11 protein-coding genes are annotated in these 15,726 nt (G+C 63.7%); 3 read left to right on the top strand and 8 right to left on the bottom strand.

Annotation, left to right across the window (positions count from 1 at the left end):
• Nucleotides 1–11: 11 nt before the first annotated feature.
• Entirely contained in the window at nucleotides 12–2,984 is a 2,973-nt protein-coding gene (locus tag QRN59_RS21445; RefSeq protein WP_284984472.1) for a glycoside hydrolase family 2 TIM barrel-domain containing protein, read from the bottom strand.
• A 101-nt stretch (nucleotides 2,985–3,085) separates the two neighbouring features.
• Nucleotides 3,086–4,327, bottom strand: a complete 1,242-nt coding sequence (locus QRN59_RS21440) for a glycoside hydrolase family 1 protein (RefSeq protein ID WP_284984471.1) — start codon at nucleotides 4,325–4,327, stop codon at nucleotides 3,086–3,088.
• A 163-nt stretch (nucleotides 4,328–4,490) separates the two neighbouring features.
• Between QRN59_RS21440 and QRN59_RS21435 the strand changes: the two genes are divergently transcribed.
• From QRN59_RS21435 to QRN59_RS21425, 3 genes are read left to right on the top strand one after another with little or no spacing between them, the layout of a single operon-like run.
• The gene (locus QRN59_RS21435; protein WP_284984470.1) at nucleotides 4,491–5,126 is read left to right on the top strand and encodes a TetR/AcrR family transcriptional regulator; all 636 of its coding nucleotides are present in this window, start codon (nucleotides 4,491–4,493) and stop codon (nucleotides 5,124–5,126) included.
• Nucleotides 5,123–5,359: a hypothetical protein gene (locus QRN59_RS21430; RefSeq protein WP_284984469.1), complete on the top strand. Its 237-nt coding sequence runs from the start codon at nucleotides 5,123–5,125 to the stop codon at nucleotides 5,357–5,359. Before QRN59_RS21435 ends, QRN59_RS21430 begins: the two co-directional genes overlap by 4 nt.
• Before the next feature lie 56 nt (nucleotides 5,360–5,415).
• On the top strand, nucleotides 5,416–7,488 hold the full coding sequence (locus QRN59_RS21425) for an alpha-L-arabinofuranosidase family protein (RefSeq protein ID WP_284984468.1): 2,073 nt from the start codon (nucleotides 5,416–5,418) through the stop codon (nucleotides 7,486–7,488).
• A gap of 24 nt (nucleotides 7,489–7,512) precedes the next feature.
• On the opposite strand, the gene QRN59_RS21420 is transcribed toward QRN59_RS21425, so the two are convergent.
• From QRN59_RS21420 to QRN59_RS21395, 6 genes are all read right to left on the bottom strand, one after another.
• Nucleotides 7,513–8,463, bottom strand: coding sequence for an alpha/beta hydrolase (locus QRN59_RS21420; protein WP_284984467.1), 951 nt, complete (start codon nucleotides 8,461–8,463; stop codon nucleotides 7,513–7,515).
• Nucleotides 8,453–9,466 (bottom strand): alpha/beta hydrolase, encoded by a 1,014-nt coding sequence (locus QRN59_RS21415; protein ID WP_284984466.1) that lies wholly within the window; start codon nucleotides 9,464–9,466, stop codon nucleotides 8,453–8,455. The genes QRN59_RS21420 and QRN59_RS21415 overlap by 11 nt, the downstream gene beginning before the upstream one ends.
• 75 nt (nucleotides 9,467–9,541) lie before the next feature.
• The gene (locus QRN59_RS21410) at nucleotides 9,542–10,558 is read right to left on the bottom strand and encodes a zinc-dependent alcohol dehydrogenase (RefSeq protein ID WP_284984465.1); all 1,017 of its coding nucleotides are present in this window, start codon (nucleotides 10,556–10,558) and stop codon (nucleotides 9,542–9,544) included.
• A 94-nt stretch (nucleotides 10,559–10,652) separates the two neighbouring features.
• A complete protein-coding gene (locus QRN59_RS21405; RefSeq protein WP_284984464.1) occupies nucleotides 10,653–11,855 on the bottom strand; it encodes a glycoside hydrolase family 1 protein in 1,203 nt (400 codons plus the stop codon).
• 29 nt (nucleotides 11,856–11,884) lie between these two features.
• Nucleotides 11,885–14,125, bottom strand: coding sequence for a beta-glucosidase (locus QRN59_RS21400; RefSeq protein WP_284984463.1), 2,241 nt, complete (start codon nucleotides 14,123–14,125; stop codon nucleotides 11,885–11,887).
• Between the two features lie 28 nt (nucleotides 14,126–14,153).
• Entirely contained in the window at nucleotides 14,154–15,620 is a 1,467-nt protein-coding gene (locus tag QRN59_RS21395) for an MFS transporter (RefSeq protein WP_284984462.1), read from the bottom strand.
• Nucleotides 15,621–15,726 lie beyond the last annotated feature (106 nt).

Genomic DNA, 15,726 nt, shown 5'->3' with positions numbered 1-15,726 from the left:
TGTTGTTGCGATCATGCACCCGCGGAGTGCAGTTGCATCCGCCAGGTCCATGAGTACGTCCGTTCCTTAAGACGGAACTCCGAACGGACGTCCGGGCCGAGGATTCCCGTGCCCACTCCGCGGTGTGCGAAATCAAGATGGATGATCGTTCGAGAACTCGGCGCGAGCTTCCACCAGTGTGTGGCGTCTTCGAGCTCTTCGACTGTGTGCCGTCCGACCGTCATTTGGAAAGGCGAGGAGTGCGAGGTGGACATGGATCCGCCTCGGCCGGTGACGCGCAGTTGCTCGACGCCGCCTCGCCCGCCGTTCTCCTGTGGTAGCAGGTAGGGAACAACGAAGTCGTCGATGGTCGAGGACCACCGTCCGAGCAGGGCGGATGAACTCCGGTCCGGGTAGTTCTCCCACGGGCCCAGTCCCACCCATTCGAGTTCGTCGAACTCACCGGCCAACTCGACCTCGATGCCTACGCGTAGACCATCTTCCGATCCTTCCGGCAGCTCGACGTGTTCGATGAACTCGAACTCATCGGGTCCGGCCTCGACGATCCGACGCCTGTGGACCACTTTGTCGCCGAACGCGGTCCGATAGCCGATCGTGACCTCTGACAGTCCACTCTCGGGGTAGCTGACCTCGATCGATTCCCGTTCCAGACGGAAGAAGCCTGTCCGGATGAATCGCTGGTCCAGGAAGAAGGAACCGTCGTTGTCGGTGAGGGGACGCCAGAGGCAAAGACGTGGCGTCCGTGCGAGGAGGGGATGCAGCAACTCGCCATCCTCCTCGATCGGAGGAACGCCCGTGGCGCTCACCGCTGACGGCATCTCATCGAACGACCGGGCCAGGAGTACCTGGTGCTGGGCAATCAACGTTCCGCCATCGCCCCAGGGAGCGTCAACGGCAATCCGGACGTTCACAGTCAGGGCCAGCGCATCCGGGTCGGCGAGGAGATTGAGGAGGTGTGGCGGGACGGTGAACGAGGCGACTTCGCCGGCGTCGGCGCCCACTTCGATGGGGTGCCACTCGGAGGTTCCGGAGGAGAGCTCGACCGCGACCTCGAGTCGTAGAGTGGAAAGATCGGCGAAAGTCTGACGGTTGAGCAAGCGCACGCTCCCGTTGAGAGCTTCGGCTGGCGTGGACAAGATCCGGACGGGGCTGAAGATGCCCCGGGCTTCGTACATGGCCGGTTTCGGAGTGCCGTCGGCGAAGACTATGCCATTGAGCAGGACCGGCCCGTCGTTGGGCTCGTCCCCGAAGTCGCCGCCGTAGCGGTAGTGACCGTTGTGCTCTGGATCGAGCGCGTGGTCCTTGAACTCCCAGATGAAGCCTCCCTGCAGACCGGGAAGGGACTCGAACAGGCGCCAGTACTCGGCAAGGCCACCGGTCGAGTTCCCTTGGGAGTAGGAATACTCGCACAGGATCACGGGCCGGTCCACGGTCGGATCCTGCGCGTACGCCTCCAATGCGGAGAAGGCGGGGTACATCGGACAAACGATGTCCGTGGCCGCATGCCCCCCGTGCCAGTCGAGAGAGATTGCACCTTCGTAGTGAAGGGGACGGGTCGGGTCATAGTTCCGCACCCACCCCGCCGCGGCGTCATGATTGGCCCCATAGCCAGTCTCATTTCCCAACGACCAAGCGATGATGGAGGGGTGATTCTTGTCGCGGATCACCATTCGTGAGACGCGATCGACGAAGGCCGGCAGATACTGCGGATCCGAGCAGATCGAACTGGCATAGGCGTGCGCCTCAATATCCGCCTCGTCCACGACGTAAATGCCGAACTCGTCGCACAAGTCGAGGAATACCGGATCGTTCGGGTAATGCGAGGTACGAACGGCATTGAAGTTGAAGCGTTTAAGCAGCGACAGATCAGCGATCATGTCATCTCGGCTGAGGACGCGGCCGGTGTCCGGGTTGAAGTCGTGACGGTTCACCCCCTGGATCCAGATCCGGCGCCCGTTCACGAGCAGGTCACGACCCACGATCTCGACCCGGCGAAAGCCGGTACGCACCTCGGTGCGGTCAATCACCGCGCCGGCATCGTCGAGGAGTTCGACGACGACGGTCTCCAGGTGAGGCCGCTCGGCTGACCAAGGCTGCACATCCAGGTCGTCGAGACGCACCTTGCTCGAGCCTGGTATCGCAGCCGATTCCGCACCCGGATTCATGAACTGTGCCGCCTGCGCGAGTGGTGGGGGCATCGCCACCCGTGCCGCGCTCAGGCTAAGGATGTCCATGAATCCGTCCGGGAGGCTCTGCGGCGGTCTGGCCGACCGATCGGCCACGCCCGCGGGGATGGTCTGCGGACGTGACCGCGGCACCACTCCTTGCGCGGCCTGGAGTCCGAGTGCCATCACCCGAATCGAGTGCGTCCGCTCTTCCTCATACTCAAGACCCGACGTCGACGCAACGACCTCGAGCGAACCCGTGCCTTGGTCAGGGTCGAAGTCCGCCCTCACGACAACATCCCGGAGACCTACCCGCGGCACACGATGGATCTCGACCGGGCGGCTGATCCCGGCCTGCCACCATTGGTCCTGGTCCTCCAGATACGTGTGGAAAGACCACTTGGCGACGCGGAGTTCGACTTCGTTGAAACCGGGTACGCAGAAGTCCGTGATATCGAACTCGGCAGCCAGATGCGAATCGGTACTCTCACCGACCGGATCACCGTTGAGGAACACCTGCAGGTAGCCCTCTGCTGCACCTACGTGCAGGATGATCCGGTCCTCTCCCGTCGCGTCGAGCCGAAATGTTTTCCGATAGACGCCGGTCGGGTTGGTCTCCGGTATGTACGGGGGAACCAGATCAAAAGGCATGTCGATGTTGGTGTAGTGCGGCGGGTCCTCCGGCTCTCTCATCGTCCACAACTCGGGCACGGTGACGGATGTCCATTCCGGGCCGAGTTCGTGTTCGAAGGTCGGGAGCAATTGGAACGACCATTCACCGTCAAGAATCAGTTCCGGCAAACGCCTGAGAGAGTGCATCGGAAGTCGGTTTCTTGCGACCGTCGCCGATGATGGACCGCTTGGGCGGGGGGTAGTCGAGGCCAAGGGTTATGCTCCTTCGAGGTCCGCGGTGAAGTGGCTCAAGGCCGCGTGGAGGCGGGTGCGAGGATGTTCGCGCCGTTCAGACGCGCAACGTTGCCGAGCCAGCCGAGACTGGGCTTGGGTGTGCGCACGAAAGTTTCGCGGTCGACGCCGACCAAGCCGAAGGTGGGCTCCCAGTGGCCCCATTCGTAGTTGTCCAGAAGTGTCCAGTGCAGGTAGCCGCGGACGTCCACACCGTCTTCGGAAGCCGCGATGAGGTGCCCGAGTGCTTCCTGCGTGTAAGCGATTCGGCGTTCGTCATCTGTGGTCGCGAGTCCGTTCTCGGTGACGAGAACGGGCACTCCTTCCGTCACCTCCCAGGCATGCCGAACGGCCATTCCGAGCGCATCCGGACGATAGGCGGTGCCCACCATGGTGTTGTCTGGGTGTGGTGGGTGCGGAACGAGGCCGCTGGCATCTACTGCCTGCGACGAGTATGACTGGACGCCGATGAAGTCGTCTCCCCGTGCTGCCTCGAGGTACAGATTCTCGTAGTCGTATTGCACCTCGATGAACTTCTCCTCGTTACCCGGAGTCGGGGTCAGAGCGGCAGAGGCGACGGTCCAGCCCACCTTGGCATCCGTCAGTTCGTGTAGGACTTCCCGCGCTGCGTGATGCGCTTCGACGAACGGCTCACCGTACTTCCGGTGAGGAACCGGCAGGTTATTCGCGAGGTTCTTGCCCTCCTCAGCGGCTTCCACAGTGGGGCTCTTCCACTCGGATGCCTCGCCTGACTTCATCTGATCCATCAGCATTTCCATCATTGCCAGCATGTTCGGCTCATTGATGGTGGCGACCCACTCAACCCCGCCGAGGATGCTGGCAACCTCCGTGACGTAGGCACGGAAGTGGTCGATGGCGCCGTCGGCGGTCCAGCCTCCACGGTCGGCGAACCAACGTGGGCTGGAGAAGTGGTGGAGAGTGACCACAGGTGTGAGGCCGAGTTCGATCGCTGTCTCGATCATCCGGCGGTAATGGGCCAGCTCCGCCCGGGAGAAGTGGCCGGGTCGTGGTTCGATGCGCGCCCACTCGACGCCGAACCGGTAGGAGTTGCAGCCTGCATCCGCCAGCAGCTGCATGTCCTCGCGGTAGCGGTGGTAACTATCGACGGCATCGCCGCTGAGCTGCATTCCTGGAGAGCTTTCTTCACGAACCCACCAGTCGCTGTTGATGTTGTTGCCTTCGATCTGATGCGGAGCGGTTGACGCGCCCCAGAGGAAGTCGGGTCGGAGAGTTGTCATGGTTGAGCCTTTCTCAGTGAGAGCGATCGTCCTCGATCTGCCCGTCGCCAGGTTGCGGGTACGAGAATGACCACGACGTTACCACCAATTTCGCGGTCATGTGGTATTTTCGATTCACTCACCCAAATCCGAGTGAGCACTCACTCAATGACGGCGGCTTTTGATGACCCCCACTGACTCCTTGACCCCGGCGAACGGTTTCGACACGCGACGAAGGGCTCCCGCTCTGGCCTTGCACGAACGCCAAAGTATGATCGTTGACGCCGTCGTGCCCCTGCTTGCCGAGCATGGAACCGACCTGACCTCAAAGCAGATCTCGGAGGCGGCTGGCGTGGCCGAGGGCACGATCTTCCGCGCTTTCGGCGACAAGGAAACTCTGCTTCGCGCAGCTGCGGAGCGATACTTCCATGAGGACACCATGATCATGGGGCTGCGTGACATCGACGTGGACGGCGACCTCGAGTCGAAACTCGCGCAAGTCGTCAGGTTGATGTGTGTTCGATTCACCGGTGCGATTCGCGTAGTCTCGGCGCTCGACGGCGAGCGACCGAACGGCCACAGCGACGGCGAGGAGCTCGCCGTCGTCGTCGACCTGATCTTCGAGTCCGACGCTGAAAGGCTCGCGTGGAAGCCGGATCGGATCATGCACATCGTCCGCTTGCTTTCGTTCGCGTCGTCCGTCCCCGAGATCGCGGGGTCGGAGACTTCGTTCACCCCCGAAGAATTAGCGCGGATCCTCGTGCACGGAGTAACCGTCGAGGAAGCTCCGACGTCTCGGTCGAAAGGCCTGGACGGATGAAACTCCTTCGACTCATCGGCCCATACCTGTGCCCGCACGGTCGCTCGATTGTTCTGGTGGCTCGGGGCGACTCTGTTTATATCCTCTTCGCGGGAGCATGGATGCTCGGGATCACGGTGCTGCAACGCCATGTCGGCGCCGCGGGCGAACCGTACGAGCTTCGTTATCGCTCATCGCCTGTAGACGATCCGCGACGCCAGTTCGCCTCAGCCGCTCCTGTGGGAGCCCCCTGACGCACACCATCATCGCGCACACAGAACCGACACATCCCAACAGAAAGTCCGAAACAATGACATCGAGCGATGGCTTACGAAACCTCACCGTCCGCACCGGCGCGGCGACGAAGAAGGTTAGTCCAACACTGTTCGGCCTCTTCCTTGAGGACATAAACTTCGCCTGCGACGGCGGCCTGAACGCAAATCTGGTCAACAACTACAGCTTTGACGGCGTCTATCTTGTTAACGGGGTGATTCCCTACCTGCCGTTGGAACTCGTGCCTGAGGAGCATAGGGAGCGGCTCGCCAACACGCCGCCGGAACTTCTCACGACTCCGGCGAACACACCGGCTGGCCGGCTGGTCGATCACCTTCGTCATTGGACGATTCAAGATGGGCGCATCGAGGCGTCAGAGGAAAAACCCATCGCGCCAGGAGCCGGGTTCGCACGCGTCGAGTCGGCCGGGAGCGCCCGGTTGGAGAATCTCGGCTACCCGGGCAACCGACCAGGAATGCCGTTCGCGACCGGACGTCCTCTGCTTTTCTCAACGTTCGTCCGCGCCGACGACTTCATCGGGGCGGTCGAAGTCCGCCTCTTGGACTTGGAACGGCGTGTGGTCGCCGCGGGCGTCCTCCCATCGACTGGGTCTGGCTGGCAGGAGGCTGAACTGCGGCTCGTCCCGACCGCTACCGGTCTTGGCTCGCTCCAGCTCGTCTTGAACGGCTCCGGCCGGTTAGACCTCGATGAAGTCAAGCTGATCCCCACTGACCACTGGGGTGCCGATAACCCGCGATGGGGCCAAGGGCGCCTCCGACGTGACCTCGTCGAGACGATGGCCGCGCTAGCTCCCCGTTTCCTGCGTTTTCCAGGTGGCTGCATCGTCGAGGGCTGCGGGGACGGAAGTCACTACGACTGGAAAAAGACTGTAGGTCGGCTGGAAACGCGTCGTCAGGAATACAACCTGTGGGGGCAGGCTCGAGCGGACGGCGACTACAGCCAATCCAACCAAGTCGGTTTCTACGAGTATTTCCTTCTCTGCGAGGACCTCGGGATGGAACCCGTACCGGTTGTCTGGGCCGGGATCAGTTGCCAGACCCGGATGGATAAACATCTGTCAATGGAGAGCCCCGAGTTTGCCACAGTGGTGCAGGATGCGGTCGACCTGATCGATTGGGCGACGGGCGACCCGGCCACGAGCCCATGGGCGGCGCTACGGGCTGAGGCCGGCCATCCGGATCCGTTCCCCCTCCGCTACCTCGGCATCGGCAACGAGAACTTCGGTCCGGAGTATCTGGAGCACTTCGCTCGGATCAAGGAAGCAGTGGACCAGCTCCATCCAGGGCTGACCACGATCGTGACGGGCGGTGTTGTCCCCTCCGGTGAGCGGGTGGATCCTGCCTGGACTGACTGGGGCCACGACGCGCAGATCCTGGTCGACGAACACTTCTACAACTCGCCTGCGTGGTTCCTCAACTCGACCGACCGCTACGACGGCTATCCGCGTGGAGGCGCGAAGGTATTCTTGGGCGAATACGCCGCTCACCTGTCGTACGACCTGGGCGATCGGAACCCGGCGGTTCCCGAGAGTCTCCTCGCGCCCGAGCCGAATACGTGGCTCAGCGCCCTTGCGGAGGCCGCGTTCCTGACCGGAGTGGAACGCAACTCCGACATCGTGGGATTCTGCTGCTACGCACCGCTTCTCAATCTGGTCGAGAACGGCCAGTGGCCTCACAACCTCATCGACTTCAGTCCGACCGAGGTCGTCCGGACGACGAACTATCTCGTTCAGGAGCTCTTCGCCACACGGATCGGCGAACGGATCGTCCCGGTCGACGGCGATCTCCCAACCACGATGTTCGCGTCAGCGAGCATCGGAAAGGGCATGCTCCACATAAAGTTGGTCAACACTGGTTCGTCGGCGCTCGACGTTGCACTGCAGATCGATCGCGCACTGGACTGCACTGCAGAGGCCGTCCTGCTCCACGGTCCCCTCGACGCCATAAATCGACTCGCCTTCGATAGCACCCCGCGAATCTCGATCCAGCCTGAACGCTCGGACTACGCCGTTCGCGGCGGCGAAGTAACCCTGCACCTCGAAGCGACATCGGTGCTCGCGCTTTCGGTACACGTCGAGGACGTTGGTTGAGCCCGGACAGCTTGGAGGATCTTGTCAGGCAGATGCGTCGCGGCGCATCCAGTTGGCGATGTTTTCGATAGTCCTCGGCCCGTCCTCGGCCGGACGAGACAGCGATCCGTGCAGCGCTTTGGGCTCGAGCACCTCCTGAACGATCACTCCGGCGTCGACGAGTGCACGCGCGTAGGGTTCGCTCGAGCGCCGGAGCACGTCCCATTCGCAGTGGACAACCAGGGTCGGCGGATGCCCGGGGTCGACGTCACCGTTTGCGGGGACCGCGTACGGGTTCGCGAGAAGCGGCTCCTCCCCGACGTAGTTCAACAGGCAGAGATACGAGAATGATTCGGGGAAAAGGAATGCACGCGCAGCGTCTAGTCGAGCCTGCGTAGTCTGGTCCTCCCACGGCGGAAGCGTGGCGTGGAGGGCCGGGTACGCGAGCACAACGGATGCGGGGAGGGTGCCTCCTGAGGCGAGCAGGCGCTTCGTCACCCCCTCCGTCAGGTTGCCGCCGGCGCTAGCACCCCCGAGGTGGAGTGCAGCCGCGTCGACCCCGAAAACATCGGCGTTGTCCACCGCCCATTGCCAGCCCGCGAGGACATCATTGGACGGAATGGGGAAGTGCGTTCCGTCGACAGCCTTTCTGTAGTCCAGGGAGAGCACGGGAATCCCCTGCTCGGCGAGCGCGAGCCCGACCCAGCTCGCCTCGGCGATGTCGAGGTTCCCAGTGACGAATCCTCCACCGTGCACCCAGACCAAAGCCGATGTTGGCGTCGAATTCGGACGACGGTAAAGCCTCGCTGCCGTGCGGCCGTTCGGTCCATCGATGCTCAACTCCGTGACGTCTACGGCGGAGAGCTCCGGCTGGAGCTCCAGCAGCTCCCTCAGAACCTCGGCGGGAGCCGTCACCGGGGCCGACGCCCGGAGCACCTCCACCATGTGGGCGACGGCACCGGCCGTAGTTGGCTCGTTACCCTCGTCACTCAACATGGCCACCGCCCGCCGAGAGTTGCTTGTGGAAGAACGCTCGGAACTCGCCGTCCCGTTCCAGGTCCTCGGGGCTCTGGAAGTCGAAGCCGCCGTGCGGTAGCCCCTCGAAGACGTGCAGTTCGGCCGGAACTCCCGCCCGACGCAACGCCCGGTGGAATCGGACCGTGTCGGAGAGGAGTCCGTCGCGGGTGCCGGACACCAGGATGGTTGGCGGGAACTCAGACACGTCCCCAAAGATCGGTGACAGATAGGGGTCACGAGGGTCGTGGCCGCGCGCGTAGTAGTCAGTGAGGGTGCCCATGTGCTGGCCGATGATCGGATCGAGACCATCGTTCGTGTGCCAGCTGTCGCCGTCGCGCGTGAGATCCACGGAAGGACTCCAGAGTCCCAGTGCGGCCGGTGTTGGAAGGCCCTCGTCGCGGGCGCGAAGGAGCATGGCGGCAGCGAGGTTGCCCCCCGCCGATGTACCCATCACGGCAATGTTTTCGGGGCCGGTTTGCCTTAGGAGCGCACGGTACACCGTCACACAGTCGTCCAGGTGGGCCGGAAAGGCGTGGTCGGGAAGCATCCGGTAGTCCACCGCCCACGTGCGCAGCCCGAGCTTCGATGCTTCCAACGCCGCGGTCATCCTTGTGAGGGGTCCGCCACCCTGGATCCATCCGCCACCATGCAGCACCAGGACGCCACGGGGGTCACTTTCGTTGAAGGTCCGGGGGGTGCCGATTCCAACCGGCACTCCACCGACGTCCACCAGGGCGACGTCCGCGTCCATGCCGGATATGTACATCTCCATGATCCCGCTCGAAACGAGCTGTTCTTCCTGGGCCAAAACTGTACCGATGACCTGCCGCCATGCCTCGTCGTCATGGGCGGCTGGAAAGATTGTCCGCGGCAAAGTCTCGGAGAGTTCCAGGGCCTTACGGGCGCCTTCGCTGAGGGACTGCGGCACCGGCACGTGGCGGGCGGGGAGGGTTCGGACGGGGGCGCCGGGTTCTTCTGTCATGTTTCTTAGTTCTTTCTGGCCTGGATGGATTGGCTTGTCGGCGCTGCACCGCCGACTGTGGCGGGCCACCGCCTGTCATTCAAACGTGACGACAACTTTGTCGGTCGTGCCGGGCGTACCTGCCAGCCGGATGGCGTCCTCGACGTCCTCGAAAGGACGGACGTCGCTGACGATCAGGGCGTACTTCTCCCAATTCGCCGTGAGATCGTCGGCGACTTGGAAGAATTCCTCGGAGTACCCCATCGAAGCGACGATGGTGAGTTCCTTGGGGATGAGGCCCTCGAAGTCGACCTCGATGGGCTTGCGGTGAATGGCGACGATCCCGAGCGTTGCATCCTGCTTGGCCGACTGGAGGACGGTCTGGACAACCGAGGGCACACCGGCGGCGTCGAGGTAGATGTCCGTTCCGGGGAGCCCCTGCACCCCGAAGGCGTCGCTCGCAGCGCCGTGCAGAGCGACGAGTCGTTCAAGCAAATCTTCCTCGGCGGAGTTGACCACCGCGTCGGCACCGAGCGCAAGCGCTTTCGTGAGGCGGTTCGTCTGGACATCGACGACGACCACGTGCTCCACGCCGAGGGCCTTGTACGCGAGGAGTCCGCCCAGGCCGACAGGACCAGCGCCGAAAACCACGACCTTGTCTTCGGGCTTCGGGCGGGTGCGGTTCACGGCCCGACGCGCAACCGACATTGGTTCGACAAGTGCGGCGACATGGAAGGGGATCTGTGGGGGCATGATCTGGAGGTTGCGGCGCAGTCCCGCGTCGCGGACGAGGACATACTCGCTCAGCGCGCCCTGGTGGCCGCCGCCGCCGATGATCGCATCGGGTACGCCCATCGGGTTGATGACGACGTGGTCGCCGTCGGCGATTCCGGTCACCTCGGCGCCCACTTCGACCACTGCCCCCGCGGGCTCGTGTCCGAGCCTGGTCTCTGGAGCGCCCGGGACAAGGAATCCCGCCCGCAGGCTGTGTGGGTCGGAGCCGCACAGCCCGCAGGCCTTCATCTTGACGAGGACGTCCGTCGGCCCTGGTGCTGGTGTCTCCACCTCTCGGATGCTGAGTTGATCCGGCCCGGTGACGATTGCTGCCTTCATGCGGTTGTTCCTCTGATTCCGGTTTCATGCCTCTTGGGGCGTTAGTGCCGCGGTCGGCCGACGATGTGCCGACCGACCGAGCGATGATGCTCCGCTACGACAGCGAAAGCCCGTTGGTCCTTGCGACCTCGCCCAGCCAGGCGAGGCTCGGTTTGGGCCGCCGTTCGAAGGTCTCCCGGTCGACGGCTATGAGGCCGAAGGTCGGCTCCCAATGCCCCCATTCGTAGTTGTCAAGTGCGCTCCAATGCAGATACCCCTCGACCCGCACGCCGTCCGCGATCGCGGACGAGAGGTGATGGAGCGCCTGTGAGGTGTAGTCGATGCGTCGGGTGTCGTCGGTGATCGCGATGCCGTTCTCGGTGACAAGGATGGGAACGCCTCCTGTCACGTCCCACGCGTGGCGGACCGCAATTCCGAGTGAATCCGGCCTGAAAGCCGTGCCGACCAGGGTGTTGTCCGGGTTCGGCGCGTGCGGGACTGGGCCGTTGGCGTCGACTTCTTGAGTGGAGTACGACTGGACGCCGATGAAGTCGTCGCCGCGCGCGGCCTCCAGGTACAGGTCCTCGCGGAGGTAGCGCTGTTCGATGAGCACGTCCTCGAACTCCGGCTTCGCCGTGAGTGCCTGGTTCGCCACAGTCCACCCTACGGCCGCGTTCGTCCTCTGCTTAAGGATGTCGCGCGCCGTGTGGTGCGCTTCTGCGAGGCGTCGCCCGACCTCAGGGTCCGGGGCGGGCAACACCATCTGCGTGTCGCCCTCGACGGTCGGGCTTTGCCAGTCGCCCTCGCCCGATTCCATCGACTTCATCATCGAGCCGATCATCGCGAGCATGTTCGGCTCATTGATTGTGCACACGAAGTCGACGTCCTCAAGGATTGTCGTCGCTTCGGTGACGAAGCTGCGGAAACGGTCCACGCTGCTCTCCGCGAGCCAGCTGCCTTCGTCCGCGAACCACTTTGGGCTCGAGAAGTGGTGCAGGGTGACCACCGGGGAGAGCCCCAGCCGACGAGCGGTGGTGATCATCCGGCGGTAGTGCGCCAGCTCGGCCTTCGAGAACTGGCCGGGGATCGGCTCGATGCGCGCCCACTCGATGCCGAAGCGGTAGGCGTTGAGCCCCGCATCCGCGAGCAGGCGCATATCCTCCTCATAGCGGTGGTAGCTGTCGATCGCATCACCGCTGAGCGCCATGCCGGGTGTGACCTGTTCGTTCGCCCACCAGTCGCTGTTGACGTTGTTGCCCTCGATCTGATGAGGAGCGGTTGATGCCCCCCAGAGGAAGCCGTTCGGGAAGTCTGTCATGGAAGTCCTTGTCTCCTGGTTCGCCGTATTCATTCAAATCCGTTCGCCGTGTTCGCGCGTCGGAGCACGTCCTCCACCAGTCCTGCGGGAATGGCGCCTCCGAGGGAGCCCAGGAACCTGCCGAACGGCGACGAGTCCAAGATGGGCGTGAAGTCGACGTCCTCCCCCGCGCTGAACTGCTCGAACATTGCGGCGAAGTATCCCTCGAATGCCGGCCCGGCGATGGGGTCGCGCATGATCTCGCCGAGTGATGATTCGCTGCCCAGCCGGTAGCGGATCGGGTCCGAGCCGACCGCGAGCATCGACTGCAGGCGAATGTCCCGGCTCGATGCCGCAGCGAGGATACTGTACTCCCCGGCTTCGACAACCCATCCGTGCAGCTCTTCGTCCCAGTAACCAAGCTCGTCGCGGGGAATCTGGACAGTGACGTCTGCTGACTGTCCGGGTTCGAGGTCGACGGAACCGAAACCGACGAGCCACTTCGGTGCGCGCGCGACGGCGGATCCGGGAAGGGACGCATATATCTGCACGATCTCGCGTCCAGCTCGCTCACCGGTGTTCTGCACCGTGACGGTCACGATGAACTCGTCTCCGACGGTCTCCACACTCAGCGACTCGTAGGAGAACGAGGTGTAAGAAAGGCCATGGCCGAACGGGAAGGTCACGTCGATGTCGCGAGCGTCGTACCAGCGGTAGCCGACGTAAATACCTTCGCCGTAGCGCACATGCATCCGTTCGCCGGGGAAATTCGTGAACGCCGGCGTGTCCTCTAGGCGCTCAGGAACGGTCTCGGTGAGGCGCCCGGAAGGGTTCACCACGCCGAATAGGACGTCAGCGATCGCGCCGCCCGCCGCTTGGCCAAGCAGTGAACCGTCGACGATCGACGCCGGTCCTGCCGTGATCGGCGCGAGCCGCAGTGCACCGCCGTGCGAAAGCACGACGACAGTGCGAGGCTGAACCGCCGTGACCGCCTCGAGCAGGTCAAGCTGATCCTGCGGCAGCTCGATGTCCGGCCGGTCGGCGCCCTCGGCCTCCTGCCTCTCGAACAGACCGAGGAAGACGACGGCGACGTCGCTCGCGGAGGCAACCGTCACGGCGTCTTCGCGCAAGGCGGCTGCGTCGGCGTCGGTTGCGGACGAGAAGCCGCTCGAGTACTCGACTGCCGCGTCGCCCGCGAGGGCGCGGATCTCATCCAGCGGGATGTCGACCCGGGTCGGATGCACGTGGGAACTCCCACCACCCTGATAGCGGGGCTTGGCCGCAAACTCACCGATGACCGCGATGGACCCGACGGGCTCCAGCGGAAGCAGATTCTGGTCGTCGCGCAGCAGCACGATCCCCTTTCCCGCTACTTCCCGGGCGAGCGCGTGGTGTGCGTCGACATTCCACGTGGTTTCGGGTCGACGGGACGCGTCAGCGACGCGCGCGAAGCGTTCCAGGCGCTCGGCGTTGCGTGTGACGAGTGCGGGGTCAAGTGTCCCGTCATGCACAGCAGCCACGACCTGCGCGTCACCGTTCTCGTCGCCCGGCATTTGCAGGTCCAGGCCCGCCGCCACGGCTGCGACACGGTCGGCAACGGCGCCCCAGTCGGATACGACGATTCCTTCGAAGCTCCAGTCGCCCCGAAGGACATCGGTCAGGAGCCACGAGTTCTGCGAGGCGTGCACACCGTTGATCCGGTTGTAGGAGCACATCACTGTCCACGGTTGCGCGTTCTCGACCACTCGCTGGAATGGTCTGAGGTAGATCTCGCGCAGGGGGCGAGGGTCGACGTCGGCGCTGACGCGCATCCGGTCCCACTCCTGGTTGTTCACGGCGAAATGCTTGAGCGATGCGCCGACCCCGGTGCTTTGGAGGCCATCCACCCAGGCCGTGCCCAGTGCGCCAGCGACGTGCGGGTCCTCGGAGAAGTACTCGAAGTTACGCCCGCCGCGAGGGTCGCGCTTGATGTTGACGCCGGGGCCGAGTAGTACCTGAACGTCGAGCGCCTGACTCTCGTTCCCCAAGGCCTCTCCGATCCGATAGACAGACTGGGGATCCCATGTCTGGCTGAGGGCAACCGCTGGGGGGAAGCACGTCGACGGCAGGCTGCCTGAGAGCGAGAGCTGGTCGCTACTGGCTTCCTGCTTCCGCAGGCCGTGAGGGCCGTCGGTCAGCATGACCGACGGAACGTCGCCGAGCTGTTTGGTCGTCCAGAAGTCGGCACCGCTGCCCAGCTGAGCTTGCTGTTCGATGGTGAGCGCTTCGAGTGCGGGGACTGTGTCAGTCATTGGTCTCCTTAGGTTGGATTTAGTGAGTTCAGCGTGCGCGGATGGGCACGATCGCTACCGCGGCGAGTCCGACGAGCACGAGCGCGGCCACCCATACGAGTCCGTATCCTCCGCTCGACGCGACCACGGCGCCGGCGAGAGCGGGGCCGAGCGCTTGACCCAGGTTCGTCGCAAGCCCGGCGACGCCGAGATCACGGCCGACGGCGTCAGGGTCTGGCAGCACATCGACGAGGAGTGCCTGGTCGACGGGGATATAGATACCAAACGCGATCCCGGCAACGATCCCCTGCACGAACAGCCCCGTAACGGTCGGCGACATCAGCGGGATGGCCATTGCCGCGGCCATCATGACGGATGCCACGAACACGAAGCTCTTGCGTCGCTTCAATTTGTCGGACAGCGCGCCGGCGACGACGATCGCGAGGACGGTGCACGGCAGGCCGGCCAACATGAGCAATGGAGTCAGAGCCGTAGCCTCTGCCTGGCTGAGGGCAGGTTTGACGTAGCTCTGAAGCATGTAGAGACCCAGTGCGCCGGAGACGCCGTATCCGAACGTGAGCAGGATGCGTGCAATCCAGACCCAACGGTAATCGCGGCTCCGCAGAGCGCAGGTGAAGCCGAGGAAGAACCTCTTCCATCCGAACTTCGGAACAGAAAGCTCCAAGGAAGATCGATCGGGGACCTTGAACACAAAGAGGAGCACGGCTACGAACACCAATCCGGCGAAGACGAAGTAACTGTTCACCCCGACGGTGATGAAAGCGACCCCCGCAGCGACGCTACCGAGGAGACCTCCGACAAAAGAACCCAGTCCACCGATGCCTGAGATCGTTCCCCGCCGCCCTTCCGGGACTCGATCGGCCAGAGTGGTGCTGAGCGGGGCGAGGGCCACGTTCAAGGCCACCTGGGCTACGGTCCAGAGCACGACGAGAACGGCGACGGTCGGTGCGAAACGCACTCCCACGAGGAAGCCCGCGCCGATAATGACTCCGACCAGAGACCACGGCGCGCGCCGGCCGAGACGCGATCGAGTCCGGTCGGAGAACACACCGATCAGCGGCTGGATGATCATCGTCCCTGCGACACCGATTGAGGTGACCATGGCGAGGGACGTAGCGCGGCTCGAATCGAAGGACGCGAGGATACCGAGAAGCCGGGACTGATCGGGCGTCGCCGTAGCCGTACCCGCGGCAATGGCATCGCGCAAAGCGGTCAACTGCTGCAGGTCGACTCCAGCGTCCCCTCCGACGAAGAATCGCGCCATCTCCAAGAGCTGCACCTGATTCGGCAGGAGTACGGCCCCCACTCCACCCCAGATCGCGGAGAACGAGACGAGCGCGAGCGCGTACCACAGGCCATAGCGGCGCAAGGCTTTTCCGCGAAGGTATTGCGCCGAGGTGCCCAGCACCGTCGGCTCGAGAATGTCACCTTGCGGTTCGTTGAGGTGCCCTGCGGGATCTATCTTCGGGGCGCGCGTGGACGACGGCGTTGTCATGTTCTCTCCAAAGCTCGGCATTGAACCAGAATGACCGGACGACTCGCGCTTCCACGGGAAGGGAAATTCAGAAGGGCCGCTCGATTACAGAAACAGTAACGGTTTC

It is taken from the genome of Arthrobacter sp. efr-133-TYG-118 (assembly GCF_030209755.1).
Taxonomy (GTDB): Bacteria; Actinomycetota; Actinomycetes; order Actinomycetales; family Micrococcaceae; genus Arthrobacter.
This window is presented reverse-complemented; position numbering and strand designations above follow the sequence as displayed.